The sequence below is a fragment of the Embleya australiensis genome (assembly GCF_051903075.1).
GTDB lineage: Bacteria > Actinomycetota > Actinomycetes > Streptomycetales > Streptomycetaceae > Embleya.
On sequence record NZ_CP182423.1, the window covers coordinates 2,116,526 to 2,131,819 of the forward strand.

The window sequence follows — 15,294 nt, forward strand, 5'->3', positions numbered from 1 at the left end:
AGGACGATATCGGTGTGCGAAGCCTTCGGCGCCGGCATCGTCGCGTTCGGGAGCCGGTGGTGGCCGGGAAGGTTCGCAGCGCGCGGAACCGCCGGAGCCGCACCACCCTTCGACGACGAATGGAGTCCCCCATGGTCGAGGCACACCCCCCGCGAATACCGCTGCCGTTCGCCCTCGACCGCAATCCGCACGCGCCCGAGGCGGAATGCCGGCTGCTCGACTGGGCCCGACGCCACGACCTGCTCGACCACGCCGACGCCGAGAAACGGCTGGTCGGCGCGCGACTCGGGGACCTCGCGGCCTATACGCACCCCGACGCCGAGCCCGACCGGCTGGTGCTGTACGCGCAGTTCATCGCCTGGCAGTTCCTCACGCACGACCGCTACGCCGAACCGGACGAACGCACCGTAGCCGGCCGGGAGCACCTGACCGCCCAGGTCGAGCCGGTATACCGCACGGGCCGCGCCGATCCCGCCGCCGGGCCGATGGCGCGGGCGCTCGCGGACATCCTGGGGCAGGTGTATCCGGCCATGAGCGCTGATTGGCGCGAGCGGTTCGTGGTCGAGGGTCTGGAGACGCTGCGACACGTGTTGCCGCGTCCGCCGGGCGGGCCGCGCACGGCGGGGCGGGATCACGCGGGTGGGGTCGAGGCGTATGTGCGGCATCGGCGGTTCGCCTGTGGGCAGTTCCCGTGTCTGCTGCTGGACGAGTACATGGCGGGCGGGGAACTGCCGGTGGTGATTCGGGACGGGGCGGCGTATGACGATGTGCGGAACGCCCAGGCGGACGTGGTCTCTTGGACGAGCGACTACTACGCGTCGCGGGACAGTGCGGGTTCCGGGGCGGGGTGCGGGGCGGATTCCGGAGCGGGCGCCGGGGCGGATGCGGCCACCGATCTGGTCGGCGTGCTGGCGTACACGGAGCATGTGGGTCGTGCGCACGCGGAGTCGGCGGTGGCCGCGCGGATCCAGGATCGGGTGGCCGACTTCCTGAGCGCGCGCCGGGCGTTGCAGGGGGGCGGGAGCGCGGCGGCGTTGGCGGATCCGGCTGCCGATCTGGTGCTGCGGCGCTGCGTTTCGGCGATGCACCATCGCATGGCGGGGACGGAGGCCTGGGCGTGGGAGAACGTCAGGTCGATCGACCGTCGGCGGGGGGCGGGCGGTGCGGGTGATGCGCGGAGCGCGCGGGACGCGGACGGTGGCCTGCGGGTGCCGGAGTTCGTGGAGGACCTGTTGGATGTCCGGGGCCGGCCGCGAGGTTGGGACGGCGGCGCGGCGGGGCATCGGTGGCCGTAGGAGTCGGCGCGCCCTGTTGCGTGTGGTGAACCCGTCGCGGGGCATGGTGGGCCGGCCGAGCCGTGTCGTGAGCCCCGAGCGGCTTACCGTCCTCAAGCGCCGGACGGGCTGGATTTGGTGCTGCCGGCGAGTCCGCTGCGGTGCGGGCACGATGGGCCCGCCGCGCCGTGTGATGAGCCCGGGACCGCTTGCCGTCCTCAAACGCCGGACGGGCTGAGGGAATTGGTGACGTTGGCGAGTCGGCCGCCGCCGGATGGGCTGAGGGGGTTGGTGGCGTTGGCGAGTCGGCCGCCGCCGGATGGGCTGAGGGGGTTGGTGGCGTTGGCGAGTCGGCCGCCGCCGGATGGGCTGAGGGGGCTGGTGGCGGGAGTCGGCCGCGGTGCGGGGCACGGTGGGCCGGCCGCGCCGTGTCGTGGGTCCGGGGCAGGTATGTGCGGACACCGGCCCCTTGACGACGAGGGCGGCCGGGTCGTACAGCGAGGTCGCCATGCCTCTCCCCTTCGACAGTGGGGTCATCGGCGGGTGGTCACCGCCGCAGCGTTCGATAGCCGCCGTGATCCTCCCTCACGGCTACGACAGCATGCCGACGGGCGATCCGAGTGAGGGTCGCTTCTCCGAGTTCCTCCATCCGGCGGCGTTGCGGACCGAGGCCAGGGCCAAACTGCGCGCGGCCGTGTTCGCGGTGCTGGAGGGGGCGCTGCTCCGGCGCAACGCGCGGGCCGACACCGCATTTACCGACACCGATCGGTTCGTCACGGCGCCGGACTTCACGCTTGACCGGCGCAAACGCGTTTGGAGGTTTATGGGGCGGGGCTGTGTGGGGCTGGGAACAGGTTGAGGTTGTGGGCCAGGGTGGCGGCTTGGGTGCGGGATTTTGCGGGGAGTTTGGTGAGGATGTTGGAGACGTGGGTTCCGGCGGTTTTGGTGGAGATGAAGAGGAGTTCGGCTATTTGGCGGTTGGTGTGACCTTGGGCCAGTAGGGAGAGGACCTCGAATTCGCGGGCCGTCAGGCCCAGCTGGGTTCCGGGGTTGGTGGGTGGGGCGGGGGGTTCGGGGGTTGTCGGGAGGCGGCTGCGGGTGGACAGGTGGGTGATTCGGGTTTGTAGCGGGGTGGCGCCCAGTTGGTCGGCCAGGGTCGCGCTTTGTTGGAGGTAGGTGGCGGCCGTGGGTCGGTTTCCGGTGGTCAGGGACGCCGTGGCCGCGCTCAGCAGGGTTTCGGCCAGGGCATGGGGTTGGCCGATCGCCTGCCAGGCCGCGATTGCGTCGGGCCAGGTGGCCAGGCCGGCCTCGGCTTCGAATGTCGCGCGGTGGGCTGCTTGAAGGGGGCCTGCGGTGGGCAACTTGGCGGCCAGTGCCCGGAGTTGGGCTATGCGGTCGGTGCTTTCGGCTTGGGTGGTCGGTGCGCGTAGGGTTTGGGCGAGGCGGATTTGCGCGATCCGTTGGGCGACCACCAGGAATGGCCACGCGTAGCGTCGACTCAGCGTGAGGTCGTGGTCGGACAGGATGTGTGCGGCGAGCCGCTCCGCCTCGACCAGGTCGTCGCGCGCGAAGGCGAGCCGGCAGGCCAGGACGTCCACCTCCAGGCACGTCTCCTGCCCGTGCGGAGCCCCCAGCGCGGCCCGGGCCTCACGCAACGCGTCGGCCGCCACGTCGTGCGCGCCGACGGCGGCGGCCGGTTCGGCGCGCACCACGTACAACCAGGCCCGATACACCGGCGGCGGATCCAGGGCGATTGCGTCGGTCACGATCTCCACCGCCTCCGCCCAGCGGCCCAGCGAGACCAGCGGTTCGGCGAGGTTGGCGGCCAGCAGCGTTCCGCGCGAACGGGCCAGGCCCAGGTCGCGCGCGGTGGCCACACCCCGCCGGGCCACCTCGGCGGCCCGCTCGTGTTCGCCCGCCGCCTGGAGCGCGTCCGCCTCGCCCGCGATCGCGGCGAGCAGGTCGTCGTCGCACCCGGCGTCCCGGGCGATGTGCGCGGCTTGCCCGTACAGCCCCACTGCGGCCGCGAGTTCGCCGTGCCGGGCGGCCAACATCGCCGACGTGGTCAGCGCCCGGGCCCGGACCGAGGCGTCCGCCGCCGCCTCGCCGAGCCGGAGCGCGTCCCGGGCGTACTGGTCGGCGTCCGCGTCCCGGCCGCGTGCGGCGAGGATGCCGGCCAGGGACGCGAGCAGCCGGCCCCGCACCGGCGTCGCCTCGTCACCGGTGGCCAGCCCCACCGCACGTTCCAGGTCGGGGAGCGCGTCCCGGCCGGTGTGCTCCCGCGCGGCGGCCCGGCTCGCCAGGACCAGGGCCGTGCGTTCCGGCTCCCGGGCCGGGTCGAGCAGGTGCAGGGCCTTCGTGAGCAGGATCTCGGCGCGGTGCGCGGCGCCGCCGTGGGCGGCCGCGTCGGCGGCGAGTTCGAGCACGCGGATCCGGTCCACGCCCAGGTCCCCCGCCGGGTCGGGAACGGCGTCCCACAGCTCCAGGACACGTTCCAGCATGGCCAGCCGCTCGGCGTAGGCACAGGCCGCACCGGCCGCGCCCGCCGCACGCCAGGCGGTGGCGAAGGCGCGGGGCCGGTCCCCGGCGGCGTACCAGTGCGCGGCCGATTCGGCGGCGGCCCGGCCCTCGGGCGCGAGCGCGGGATCGGCGGTCAGCGCCCGTGCGCACCGGGCGTGCAGCCGGATCCGCTCGCCCGGGAGGAGGTCGTGGTAGACCGCGTCGCGAATCAGCGTGTGCCGGAACGTGTAGCCGTCGCCGGTCGGGAGCAGCAGCCGGGCGTCGATCACGGCACGCAGCGCGTCGTCGATATCGCCGGCGTCCAGGTCCGGATCCGGGATGGCCGTCGCGGCGTCGAGGGCGCTGATCGTGTGGAGGAGGGCGTGGCCGACGGTGGTTCCGGCAACGGCCGCGATACGCAGGAGGCGACGGCCGGGCGGGCCGACGCGGTGTACGCCGGCCAGCAGCAACTCGCGCAGCGGCGCCGGGGTTTCGCCGGCGGTGTCCGCGTCGGGTTCGGCTCGGGTGTTCGCCAGGGCCTCGACGAACAGCGGATTGCCCTCGCTGCGGCACAGGACACGTTCCACGTGTCGGGGATCCGGCGGCCGGCCGATGAGGTCGGCGAGTTGGCGGGCCACCTCGGCGCGGCCGAGCGGGGCCGGGTCGAGGGTGCGGGTGTTGGGGAGCCGGGCGAGCAGGCCGGGGAGCGCGGCGAACGGCTCGTCGCCGTGCGGGGCGACCGGGCGGTGGGTGCCGAGCACGAGTACGCCGGGCTGGTCGAGGTTGCGGGCCAGGAACGCGAGCAGTTCGCAGGTGGAGCGGTCGGCCCAGTGCAGGTCCTCCAGGACGAGCAGGAGCGGACGCTCCTCGGCGGCCCGCTCCAGCAGGATCAGGACCTCCTCGAACAACCGAGCCCGACCCAGGTCGGGATCGGACTCGGGTACGGGATCGCCGAGTTCGGGCAACAGCCGGGCCACTCCCCGGCGGCCGGCGGCAGGCAGGAGCGCGGCGGTCGCGGTCGTCCCGAGGTCGCGCGTCAGCCGGCGGAGCGCGGTGACGAACGGCCCGAACGGAAGGTTGTCCGGCCCCATGTCCAGACACCCACCGCGCACCACCCGGGCCCGGGACCGCGCCGGCGGCCCCGCCGCGAACTCCTCGACCAGCCGCGACTTCCCGATCCCCGCATCGCCGCGAACGAGCACGACGAGCGCCCCCTGCGCCCCGGCCTCCTCCCAGGCCCGCCCCAACACGTCCAGCTCCCGGACCCGCCCCACCAGGCCCGCCCCGCCCCGCTCACCCCGATCGTTGTCCACGTCCCCAGCATGTCACCGCCACCCGTCCCACCCGCCGGGTCGTGATCCGGCCCGGAGCGGTACCCGTGCGGGGGCACCGGCCGGCGTGGGCAACACATCTAGGGCGATCTCGGGGGCCGGTCGGGGAGTTTGCCCGATGTGGGGTCGGGGGTGCGGACGGCAGTGTCGGTGGGGTCGGATCGGGTCGAAGTTCGAAGGGGTTTCCATGACCGCGCCTGTGCAGTGTTCGCTCGACGGGGGGTCGCCCGGGCCGATCCTGACCCGGGCCATGGTGGCCACGATCATCGCAGCCTGTGGTGCGATGGTCGGCTTCTATCTGCTGCTGTCGGTCGTTCCGCTGTATGTGGCCGACGGTTCGGGCTCGGGCTCCGGTGCCGGGGCGGCCGGGGTGGTCACCGGGGCGTTGATGGTGTCGACCGTGGCGGCCGAGGTCGCGGTGCCGGCGTTGACGGCCCGGTTCGGCTATCGGGCCGTGTTCGTGCTCGGGTTGGTGCTGCTCGGCGCGCCCACGATGGCGCTCGCGTGGTCGGCCGCGGTGCCGCTGGTGGTCGGGGTGTGTCTGCTGCGCGGGGCCGGGCTCGGCATCGTGATGGTGGTCGGCACCGCGCTGGCCGCCGAGTTGGTTCCGGCCGAACGGCGCGGCGAAGGGCTCGGGTTGTACGGCGCGGCGGTCGGCGTACCGGGCATCCTGGGCCTGCCCCTCGGCCTGTGGATGAGCGAACACCTCGGCTACACCGCCGTGTTCGCGATCGCGACCGGGTGCTGCCTGGGCGCGCTCGGCGCCGCGATCGCGCTGCCCACGAACCGGCCCGCGCCCTCGGGTGCGCGCGGCGGCGTGTTGGGCGGACTGCGGACGGGTGCGCTGGCCCGGCCCGCCGTGACGTTCGCGGGCTGCACGTTGGCGGCGGGGGTGGTCGTGACGTTCCTGCCGCTCGCGGTGTCGTCGAGTGAGTTGACCCTGGTGACCATCGCCATGCTGGTCCAGTCCGCGACCACGCCGGCGGCCCGCTGGTGGGCCGGGCATTTCGGCGATCGGCACGGCCACGCCCGGCTGTTCGGGCCCTCGATCGCGGCCGTCGCGATCGGCGTCGCGCTGCTGGCCCGCCCGGCCGATCCGGTCATCGTACTCGTCGGCGCCGCCGTGTTCGGCACCGGTTTCGGGGTGGCCCAGAACGTCACCCAGTCGTTGATGTTCGAGCGGGTCGGCCCGCACGACTTCGGTCGGGTGAGCGCGTTGTGGAACCTCGCCTTCGACGCGGGCATGGGCATCGGCGCGGTCGGCGTCGGCGTGGTGATCGGCGCCACCGGCTACCCGGCGGCCTTCCTGGGCACCGGCGCGCTCGTTCTGGGCGGCCTGGTCCTGGTCGGCGTCGATCGGCGCGGCGAAGCCGTCGACGGACCATCCGCGTCCCTGCCTCCGGCGTAGCGGCACGGGCGGGGCGTACGAAAACGGCCGGCGGCGTACGTGGCACGGGCGGCGGCGTACGTGACGGAACCCCGGCGTACGCGCCGAGCCCCGTCGGGTAGTGTTGCCGCCGCGCCCGGTTCGGGGCGCGGATCGGACTCGACGTCGAGGAGGTGGGACCCATTACCGCTGTTTCAGGTCGGGTGCTCTCCTTCCACGACCGTGCGGCCTCCTGGCATAGGTGAGCCCGCGAGAGCACCCTTCGGCATCCCGAAAGGCTCCAAGGCTCTCATGTCGGATTCCTCCGCCGCACCGTTCCCGACGTCCTCGATCTCCTCGACTTCGTCGATGGCGCCCATCGTTGCCACGCTTCGTGCCGCCGGTTGTGTATTCGCCGAGGACGAGGCGCGGTTGCTCGTCTCCACCGCCGGCGATCCCACCGAGCTCGCCGCCATGGTGGATCGCCGGGTGGCCGGCCTCCCGCTGGAACACGTGCTCGGCTGGGCCGAGTTCCGCGACCTGCGGATCGCCGTCGACCCGGGCGTCTTCGTCCCGCGCCGGCGTACCGGGTTCCTGGTCGAACAGGCCGTCGCGCTGGCCCGTCCGGGCGCGGTCGTGGTCGACCTGTGCTGCGGCTCGGGCGCGTTGGGCGCGGCCGTGTCGGCCGAGGTGGCCGGCGTCGAGGTGTACGCCGCCGACATCGACCCGGCCGCGGTGCGGTGCGCGCGGCGCAACATCGCGGCGGATCGGGTGTACGAGGGCGACCTGTACGAACCGTTGCCCGCGTCGCTGCGCGGCCGGATCGACGTCCTGATCGCCAACACCCCCTACGTGCCCACCGAGGACATCCAACTGCTGCCCTCGGAGGCCCGGATCCACGAGCCCAGGGTGGCGCTGGACGGCGGCTCGGACGGCCTGGACGTGCAACGTCGGGTCGCCGCGGCGGCGCCGGATTGGCTCGCCCCCGGCGGCGGGCTGCTGGTCGAGACCAGCGAGCGGCAGACGGCGCTGACGGTCGAGGTGTTCCGCGCCGCCGGCCTGCGTACGCGGGTGGTCGAGTCCGAGGAGTTGTACGCCACGGTCGTGATCGGCACGCGGGCGCACGGATAGGGGTCGGCAGGCCGGGACGCCCAGCCTCCCCCGCCCACCCCGGCCTACTCCGAGCCGTCCAGCGGACAGTCCATCCCGGTGTCGATCTCCTCCATCTCGACGCCGGCACCGGCACCGGCGCCGATCCCGGCACCCGCTCCGGCCTCGGGCCCGGCCTCGGCTTCGGCTTCGGATCCGTCCACCCCCGCCGCCTCCGCCCGGGCGCTCGCGCAGACCCCGCTCAGGCCGTCCCGGATGGTCCGGCCGATCTCGGCCATCGAGGCCACCTGGCGCGGCGTCAACGTGTCGAACACGTGTTCCCGCACGGTGGCCGCGTGGGTCGGCTCGGCCTCCGCCAGCGCGGCCAGGCCGGCATCGGTCAGATGTGCGACCCAGCCTCGCCGATCCCCCTCGGCGGGGCCCCGGGAGACCCATCCGGACTTCTCCATGGCGGTCACGGCGTGTGACAGCCGGCTACTGGACGACAACGACGCGGCGGCCAGTTCGCTCATCCGCATCCGATGATCCGGCGATTCGGCGAGCAGGCCCAGGATCTCGAAGTACGTCATCGGCATGCCCGCCTCGCGGCGCATCCGCCGGTCCAGGTGGGCGGCGAGTTCCCTGGTCCCGGTGAAGTACGAGCGCCAGATCTCGCGCTCGGACGTGGTCAGCCGATCGTCGTCGTTCATGGGAACAGCATAAGACTTGTTGAATCCTCAACTTATGGGTGCTATGTTGCTGAGCGTTCAACAAACCCGGCGCGGAACATCGCGGCGGGCCGGTCCACCCCACCGCAACACTTCCAAGGAGTTCCCATGACCACCTCCGTCGAGACCATCCCCGGCTACATCGCGGGCAACTGGACCATCGACCCGGTCCACTCGGACGTCTCGTTCTCGGTACGTCACCTCGGTGTCGCCAAGGTCCGCGGGCGCTTCGACACCTTCGAGGGCTCGATCGTCACCGCCGAGAACCCGCTGGAGTCCTCGGTCACCGCCTCCATCGAGACCGCGTCGGTCAACAGCAACAACAAGATGCGCGACGACCACATCCGCAACGAGGACTTCCTCGACACGGACGGATTCCCGACGCTGACCTTCACCTCCACCGGTGTGCGTGCCGAGTCCGCGCTCGTCTACCAGGTCGACGGCGACCTGACCCTGCGCGGCGTGACCAAGCCGGTCACCCTCGAGCTCGAACTGAACGGCTTCGGCACCGGTTTCGACGGTAGCCCGGTCGCCGGCTTCACCGCCACCACCGAGATCAGCCGCAGCGACTTCGGCGTCACCGGCGGTGCGGCGGGCGCGGCGGTCGGCGACAAGATCACCATCGTCCTGGAAATCGAAGCCAAGCAGGCGTGACCCCCGCCTGTAGCCGACCCCGCCGACGCCGGGCCCCGGTGCGCCCACTCTCCGAAGCGCACCGGGCCCGGCGACCCAACCCCGGCGGGCTCCCTAGAGGTGCGACGAAGCGGCAGCGGTGATCCCGAGCCGGGCGAGGTCGGCGCGCAGCGTCGGAGTGTCCGTGTAGTGGAGGGACTCGATGCCCAGGGCTCGGGCCGCCGTCACGTTCTCCGGTCGGTCGTCGATGAACAACAGTTGGTCGGGGCGCGCGTCGAGCCGTTCGCACAGGTGGAGATAGATACGCGCGTCGGGCTTGGCCAGACCCAGGTCCGCGCTGAACACCCGGTGCCGGAACAGCCCTGACCAGTCCTGCTCCTCGATGTGCCGGGCCATTTCGATCGGGGCGTTCGAGAGCAGCGCGAGACCGGGGTCGGCGTCGCCCGCCGACTCGGCCAATTCGGCCAACAGGTCGAGGGTGTCCTGGTTCATGTCCATCCAGACCGCGAGGTCGGCGGCCACCAGTCGGCCGAGCCCGGCCGCGTCCGGCGTCGGACGGCCCAACCGGGCGCACACCCCGTGCCAGAACCCGGCGGCATCGACCGTGCCCGCGTCGTAGTCGATGCGATCCGGCCAGTACGCCGACCACAACTCCGCCGCCGTGACTCCGACGACACCGGCCAGGGCCTCGCTCGCCGCGTCGGAGGGCGGGACACAGATGACCCCGCCGAAGTCGAAAACGATCCATCGGGTACCCATGGGCGCTCCCTCCGTTGACTTTCGAACATCCGATACGTTTGATTGAACGCATGGAAAGTGCGGAACGTCAACAAACGCTCATTGAACGGATGCGTACAACGGAGCGCGTCACGGTCGCGGAGCTGGCCGAGGAGACCGGCTGCTCCGAGATGACCATCCGCCGCGATCTCGACCAACTCGCCGAGCGCGGTGTGCTGCGGCGGGTGCGGGGTGGCGCGGTGAGCCTGATGTTGCGTGGCGAGGTACTGCCGTTCGGCGTCCGGGAGCACGAGGCGACCGAGAGCAAACGCCGCATCGCCGCCGAGTTGGACTCGCTTGTCACCGACGGCGAATCGCTGATCCTGGACAGCGGCACCACGGGCCTGGCCATCGCCCGCGTCCTGGCCCGCCGCCGGGTCACCGTCGTCCCGCTCGACCTGCACGCGGCCCGGGTCCTCGGCGACGCGCCCGACGTACAACTGCTCGTCCCGGGCGGCCGGAGCACACCCGGCGCGCTCAGCCTGAGCGGCCCCCTCACCGAGAACTCGCTGCGCACACTGCGGGTGGACACCGCCGTCCTCGGCGTCTGCGGCATCTCCGTCGAGCACGGGCTGACCGCCCACGATCTGGACGAAATCGCGGTCAAGCAGGCAATGATCGCCTCGGCGCAGCGGATCGTCGCGGTCTGCGCCGGGGCCAAGTTCGGCCGTACCGGCCTCGGTCACGTCTGTCCGGTGACCGACCTGGACATGGTGATCACCGACGCGGACGCCCCGAGCGAGGCGGTCGAGCGGCTACGCGACCTGGGCGTGGACGTACGGGTGGTCTGAACTCCCGTGCCGACGCGCCTGCCGGCCCATGGGAGCGGCGGAACGGCGGACGTCCGGGCCTCATCCGCAGCAGAAGACGTTGTCACAGGGACGCCCCACCTCGCTGCCGTACGCCACGAAGTCCCGCACCGGCGCCAACGCCGCCTCGACGGCCTCGGCCGGCAGCGGCGGAACCGTCGGTTCGGCCCAAAGGTCCCAGTACGGCGGGGAGTCGTCGAAGTCGAAACGCCGCGCACCGTCGACGAACAGCGTGAACATCGGATGATCCGGAAAGACATTGAGGCGCAGCACCCACCACACTCCCCGCACCATGGCCGCATGCGGAAAGTGTCGAATGCCGGTGCGTCGCCACGGCGGCACCGTCGCAAGCTCGGAACGCTCCATGCCCGGCACCCTTCCCCACCACGGCGTTGTCCGCACCACCGCCGATGGTCGCCGCGATCGAGCATCTGGTCGCCGCCGCGGAGGGCGATCGATGAGGGGCGCCCGCCGACCTGCCGGATAGGGTCGGGCCGCCCGCCCGGGCGGCGTGAGCCCGCGCCTCACAGGGGCGGCAGCGGATCGTGCCGAGTCGGCTGCCGGCCCGTGATCAGCCAGAACAGGTACCCGCGCAGATAGTCCTCGAGGCCGTGGTCGAGATGGGCCGCGAAGGCCCGCAGCGTCGCGGGGTCGTGGTACGCCGGATCGGGATCGGCCAGCCGCGCGTCGATCCAGGCGCGGACCCGATCCCGGTCGGCCCACCAGGCGCGCACCGCCGCCGGGGTCCAGTACTCGTCCCCGTCCCACCCGCAGCCGCCGGCCGGCCGGGTCGCGGCCGCGGCGAGGAAGTCGCACACCTCGCGCGGCGTTCGGGGTTGGCGGTGGACGAAGGCCCGCCGCCCGTCGTCGGCCAGGAGATGGGCGGCGGCCATCGGAGCGTCCGGGCCCGCACCGTCCGCGCCGATGAAGAACGGGCCCGGGACACTCAGCCAACTCCGGTCGGCCCAGCGGCCGTTGACGAGCGGGCGGCCGTTGCCGAGGCGGTCGGCGACGGCGTCGGGCGCGTCGAGCGCGTCGGCCGCGTCGAGCGCCTGGTGGGCCATCGGCAGCGGATCCCAGTACGCGAGGCACGGGTCCCAACCGGCGGCCCGGTGGTCGTACCCGAGCAGGGCCCACGAGTGCCGCGCCTCCGGCGTCTCCCGTGCTTTCAGGTTCACGTCGGCCAACGCCGCGAGCCGCATGACCGCGACGGCGGCGACCACGAAGGCCGACACGGAAAGCGGCGTCACGTCCATGACGCCGAACTTTATTGCGCCAACCGGAATCGGCCACCGGTATTACGCCGAGGCCAAGGGCCGGTGGGACAAAGCGGGACCGAGCGGAACGCGACGGAGCCGCACGGACCGGAGCGGACACGGCCCGCCCGATCGCAGCCGCCCCCGCGTCGATCCGGCGCCCGGCTACTCCGAAACCGTCGAGCCGACGGCCGCCGCCCCCGCCCGGGCGCGCGGCGGCCGGATCCCCAGCACGGCGCACGCGGCCGCGACCGACGGCCCGACCAGCGGTCGCAGGTCCTCATACCCCTCCAGCGCGGCCAGCGGAACGGTGAGGGCCGCCAGCGCGGCCAGCGCCCGTACCTCGCCGACCATCGTGTCCTCGGCGTCGCTCCGGTTCAACGCCCGCTGGGTACGCCGCCGGCAAGCCAACACCCGCGCGCCCAGCACGGGCTGGGCCCGGAACGTACGGTCGAACATCAGCACGGTGAGCAGGCGCCGGTCCCGCGCGTACAACTCGCCCATCGCGACGAGCAGATCACGGGTCGCGGCGGGCGAGAAGCCGTGCCCCTCGGCCCGGTCGAGGATCGCCTCCAGCTCCTCGACGGCCGGCTCGACCAGGTCGGCGAGGATCTCTTCCTTGGTGTGGAAGTAGTAGTAGAGGGCGGCCTTGGTCACGCCCATCGCGTCGGCGATGTCCTGGAGCCGGGTCGCGCCGTAGGTCCGCTCGGCGAACAGCGTCAGTGCGGCATCTCGGACGCGGCGCCGGGTGTCGCCTCGTTGACCGGTCACGCGCGCATCCTTCCCCGGTGGCGGTGAACGCCTTCGCGTCCCCCGCACGGCACCTGCTTCCGAGTCCTGGTTGCGGATCCCGCTTCCGAGACCTACTACCGAGATCTGGTTCCAAGACCTGCGTCGAAGACTATTTCTACTGTACGGCCAGTAAAAACTACGCCCCACGTAGTACGCGCGGCCAGAACCTCCGAAGGACGTCCGCGGGGTTGATCGCGGTGAATACTTTCTACTGTCCGGCTAGTAAAAATGCTCGGCCGGACGGGGCCGCGACCTGCTCGCACATGCCCTCACCTGCCCTTACCTGCCCTGTCTCTGTTTCTCCTTTGCGTCACGCATATCCAACCCGGCGGTTTCGACACGTGTCGTCCGGGTCGATGCCACACGTCCCGCCCCGTTCAGTCCCGACTCGCATGAGCCTGGAGACCCCTTTTCATGGCCACTTTCCTGTATCGACTCGGCCGGAGTGCCTTCCGGCGCAGGCGCCTGGTCGTCCTGCTCTGGGTGGCGATCATCGCCCTCGTCGGGTTCGGCGCCGCCAACGCGTCCGCACCCGCCGCCAAGCCCTTCACCGTGCCCGGCATCGAGGCGCAAAAGGCCGTCGACCTGCTCGGCGAGCGCATGCCCGAGGCGGCGGCCGACGGCGCGAGCGCGCGGATCGTCTTCCGCGCCCCCGCCGGGCAGCAGATCGACTCCGCCAAGAACAAGGCGGTCGTCGAGCAGGTCGTCGGCGCGCTCAAGGGCAGCGACCAGGCGGCCGCCGCCGACGACCCGTACACGGCGGGCACGGTGAGCAAGGACCACACCACCGCCTACGCCGCGGTGTCGTACCAGGTCTCCGGCGACACGCTGAAGGACGCCACCCGCGACAACCTCGAACACGCCGCGCAGAAGGGTCGCGACGCGGGCCTGACCGTCGAGATCGGCGGCGACGCGCTCCAGGACGACTCCGGTCCCGGCAACGGCGAGATCGTCGGCATCGCGATCGCGGCCGTCGTACTCGTGATCACCTTCGGCGGCCTGGTCGCCGCGGGTCTGCCGATCCTCACCGCGCTGCTCGGCGTCGCGGTCGGCGTCGGCTCCATCACCGCCCTGGCCGGCGTGTTCGACCTCTCCCCCACCACCTCGACCCTGGCCATGATGCTCGGCCTGGCGGTGGGGATCGACTACGCGCTGTTCGTGGTCTCGCGCTACCGCAACGAACTCACCAAGGGCCACGACCCGGAGGACGCCGCCGGCCGGGCGGTCGGCACCGCCGGCTCCGCGGTGGTCTTCGCCGGCCTCACCGTGATCGTCGCACTCGCCGGCCTCGCGGTGGTCAACATCCCGATGCTGACCGAGATGGGCCTGGCCGCGGCCGGGACGGTGGCGGTGGCCGTACTGGTCGCGCTCACCTTCGTCCCCGCCATCCTGGGCTTCGCGGGCAAGCGCATCTTCGGCCGCAAGGCCCGCAGGAAGGCCGAACTGCTCGCTGCCGAGGCCGCCGAGGGCGGCAGCGTGCACCGACGGGCCGCGGAGAAGCCGAACATGGGTACCCGCTGGGCCCGGTTCGTCCTGCGCCACCCGATCCGGGTGCTCGTGATCGCCGTACTCGGCCTGGGCACCCTCGCGATCCCCGTCGGCAGCATGCAACTCGGCCTCCCGGACGACGGCGTCAAGTCGACCGACACCACCCAACGACGCGGCTACGACCTGCTGACCGAGAGCTTCGGCCCCGGCTTCAACGGGCCCCTGCTGGTCGTGGTGGACGCCGCGAAGAGCAACAACGGCAAGGAGGCCGCTGCCGAGGTCACCCAGGCACTCGGCAAGGTCAAGGGCATCGCCTCGGTCGGCGAGGCCACGTTCAACAAGGCGGGCAACACCGCCATCATCGAGGTCACGCCGAACTCCAAGCCGAGCAGCAACGCCACCAAGGACCTGGTGCACGCGATCCGCGACACGGCGGATCAGACCAAGGCCCGCACCGGTGCCGAGACGCTGGTCGGCGGCGGACCGGCGCTGAACATCGACTTCTCCCAGCGCCTGAACGACGCACTTCTGCCCTACCTGGCCCTGGTCGTCGGCCTCGCGATCCTGCTGCTGATGGCGGTGTTCCGGTCCGTCCTGGTGCCGATCAAGGCGGCCGGCGGCTTCCTGCTCTCGGTGGTGGCCTCGCTCGGCGCGGTCGTCGCGGTCTTCCAGTGGGGCTGGCTCGGCGGCCTGATCGGGGTCGACCAGACCGGGCCGATCATGAGCATGATGCCGATCTTCCTGGTGGGCATCGTGTTCGGCCTGGCCATGGACTACGAGGTGTTCCTGGTCACCGGGATGCGCGAGGCGTACGTCCACGGCGAAAGCCCCCGGCAGGCCGTGGTCAGCGGATTCCGCCACGGCGCCCGGGTGGTCACCGCCGCAGCACTGATCATGATCGGGGTGTTCGCCGGCTTCATCGGGGCGCCCGAGTCGATGGTCAAAATGATCGGCTTCGGCCTCGCCTCGGCGGTGCTCTTCGACGCCTTCGTGGTCCGGATGACGATCGTGCCCGCCGTCCTGGCCCTGCTCGGCAAGTCCGCGTGGTGGCTGCCGGGTTGGCTCAACCGGCTGATCCCGAACGTCGACGTCGAGGGCGAGGGGCTGCGGAAGTACCTCGGGGACGACGACGCGAACACGGCGCCGGACTCCGAGGACGGGTCGCGGCGGTCGGACCGGGATCCGGATCTGGACACGGTGAAGGTGTGATCCGGGCGATCGAGGTCTGATCCGACCGGACAACGCGACAGCG

General features: G+C 72.2%; 13 protein-coding genes. 7 read left to right on the forward strand and 6 right to left on the reverse strand.

Features of this window, described 5'->3' with window-relative positions; all coding sequences use genetic code 11:
- Positions 1-131: 131 nt before the first annotated feature.
- Both ACMXN5_RS39520 and ACMXN5_RS39525 read left to right on the forward strand, forming a co-directional pair.
- Positions 132-1,295, forward strand: coding sequence for a terpene synthase family protein (locus ACMXN5_RS39520; RefSeq protein WP_439679716.1), 1,164 nt, complete (start codon positions 132-134; stop codon positions 1,293-1,295).
- A gap of 553 nt (positions 1,296-1,848) precedes the next feature.
- The gene (locus ACMXN5_RS39525) at positions 1,849-2,133 is read left to right on the forward strand and encodes a hypothetical protein (protein WP_439679717.1); all 285 of its coding nucleotides are present in this window, start codon (positions 1,849-1,851) and stop codon (positions 2,131-2,133) included.
- Here ACMXN5_RS39525 and ACMXN5_RS39530 read toward each other — a convergent pair.
- Positions 2,096-5,086 (reverse strand): helix-turn-helix transcriptional regulator, encoded by a 2,991-nt coding sequence (locus ACMXN5_RS39530; protein WP_439679718.1) that lies wholly within the window; start codon positions 5,084-5,086, stop codon positions 2,096-2,098. The genes ACMXN5_RS39525 and ACMXN5_RS39530 overlap by 38 nt on opposite strands.
- Positions 5,087-5,291: 205 nt before the next feature.
- Here ACMXN5_RS39530 and ACMXN5_RS39535 point away from each other — a divergent pair, with 205 nt between their 5' ends.
- Positions 5,292-6,512 carry an MFS transporter gene (locus tag ACMXN5_RS39535; protein WP_439679719.1) on the forward strand — a complete coding sequence of 407 codons (1,221 nt, stop codon included), beginning with the start codon at positions 5,292-5,294 and terminating at the stop codon, positions 6,510-6,512.
- A gap of 327 nt (positions 6,513-6,839) precedes the next feature.
- A complete protein-coding gene (locus ACMXN5_RS39540; RefSeq protein ID WP_439679720.1) occupies positions 6,840-7,601 on the forward strand; it encodes a putative protein N(5)-glutamine methyltransferase in 762 nt (253 codons plus the stop codon).
- A 44-nt stretch (positions 7,602-7,645) separates the two neighbouring features.
- Here ACMXN5_RS39540 and ACMXN5_RS39545 read toward each other — a convergent pair whose 3' ends face one another.
- Complete coding sequence (locus tag ACMXN5_RS39545) at positions 7,646-8,269, reverse strand: MarR family winged helix-turn-helix transcriptional regulator (RefSeq protein WP_439679721.1); 624 nt, start codon at positions 8,267-8,269, stop codon at positions 7,646-7,648.
- 126 nt (positions 8,270-8,395) lie between these two features.
- Between ACMXN5_RS39545 and ACMXN5_RS39550 the strand changes: the two genes are divergently transcribed.
- Entirely contained in the window at positions 8,396-8,941 is a 546-nt protein-coding gene (locus ACMXN5_RS39550) for a YceI family protein (protein WP_380003974.1), read from the forward strand.
- Positions 8,942-9,034: 93 nt separating this feature from the next.
- Here ACMXN5_RS39550 and ACMXN5_RS39555 read toward each other — a convergent pair whose 3' ends face one another.
- Positions 9,035-9,679 (reverse strand): HAD family hydrolase, encoded by a 645-nt coding sequence (locus tag ACMXN5_RS39555; RefSeq protein ID WP_439679722.1) that lies wholly within the window; start codon positions 9,677-9,679, stop codon positions 9,035-9,037.
- A gap of 50 nt (positions 9,680-9,729) precedes the next feature.
- Between ACMXN5_RS39555 and ACMXN5_RS39560 the strand changes: the two genes are divergently transcribed.
- Entirely contained in the window at positions 9,730-10,488 is a 759-nt protein-coding gene (locus ACMXN5_RS39560; protein ID WP_439679723.1) for a DeoR/GlpR family DNA-binding transcription regulator, read from the forward strand.
- 60 nt (positions 10,489-10,548) lie between these two features.
- Here the strand turns inward: ACMXN5_RS39560 and ACMXN5_RS39565 are convergent, their stop codons facing one another.
- The 3 genes from ACMXN5_RS39565 to ACMXN5_RS39575 form a co-directional block, all read right to left on the reverse strand.
- Entirely contained in the window at positions 10,549-10,872 is a 324-nt protein-coding gene (locus tag ACMXN5_RS39565) for a hypothetical protein (RefSeq protein ID WP_439679724.1), read from the reverse strand.
- Positions 10,873-11,030: 158 nt separating this feature from the next.
- Positions 11,031-11,762 (reverse strand): hypothetical protein, encoded by a 732-nt coding sequence (locus tag ACMXN5_RS39570; RefSeq protein WP_439679725.1) that lies wholly within the window; start codon positions 11,760-11,762, stop codon positions 11,031-11,033.
- A 165-nt stretch (positions 11,763-11,927) separates the two neighbouring features.
- Positions 11,928-12,533, reverse strand: coding sequence for a TetR/AcrR family transcriptional regulator (locus tag ACMXN5_RS39575; RefSeq protein ID WP_439679726.1), 606 nt, complete (start codon positions 12,531-12,533; stop codon positions 11,928-11,930).
- Between the two features lie 435 nt (positions 12,534-12,968).
- Between ACMXN5_RS39575 and ACMXN5_RS39580 the strand changes: the two genes are divergently transcribed.
- Complete coding sequence (locus ACMXN5_RS39580; RefSeq protein ID WP_439679727.1) at positions 12,969-15,251, forward strand: MMPL family transporter; 2,283 nt, start codon at positions 12,969-12,971, stop codon at positions 15,249-15,251.
- Positions 15,252-15,294: the final 43 nt, after the last annotated feature.

Coding starts and splice junctions, on each gene's coding strand:
- ACMXN5_RS39520 (WP_439679716.1), top strand. CDS start 132: ATGGTCGAGGCACACCCCCCGCGAATACCGCTGCCGTTCGCCCTCGAC.
- ACMXN5_RS39570 (WP_439679725.1), bottom strand. CDS start 11,762: ATGGACGTGACGCCGCTTTCCGTGTCGGCCTTCGTGGTCGCCGCCGTC.
- ACMXN5_RS39545 (WP_439679721.1), bottom strand. CDS start 8,269: ATGAACGACGACGATCGGCTGACCACGTCCGAGCGCGAGATCTGGCGC.
- ACMXN5_RS39555 (WP_439679722.1), bottom strand. CDS start 9,679: ATGGGTACCCGATGGATCGTTTTCGACTTCGGCGGGGTCATCTGTGTC.
- ACMXN5_RS39535 (WP_439679719.1), top strand. CDS start 5,292: ATGACCGCGCCTGTGCAGTGTTCGCTCGACGGGGGGTCGCCCGGGCCG.
- ACMXN5_RS39540 (WP_439679720.1), top strand. CDS start 6,840: ATGGCGCCCATCGTTGCCACGCTTCGTGCCGCCGGTTGTGTATTCGCC.
- ACMXN5_RS39560 (WP_439679723.1), top strand. CDS start 9,730: ATGGAAAGTGCGGAACGTCAACAAACGCTCATTGAACGGATGCGTACA.
- ACMXN5_RS39550 (WP_380003974.1), top strand. CDS start 8,396: ATGACCACCTCCGTCGAGACCATCCCCGGCTACATCGCGGGCAACTGG.
- ACMXN5_RS39565 (WP_439679724.1), bottom strand. CDS start 10,872: ATGGAGCGTTCCGAGCTTGCGACGGTGCCGCCGTGGCGACGCACCGGC.
- ACMXN5_RS39580 (WP_439679727.1), top strand. CDS start 12,969: ATGGCCACTTTCCTGTATCGACTCGGCCGGAGTGCCTTCCGGCGCAGG.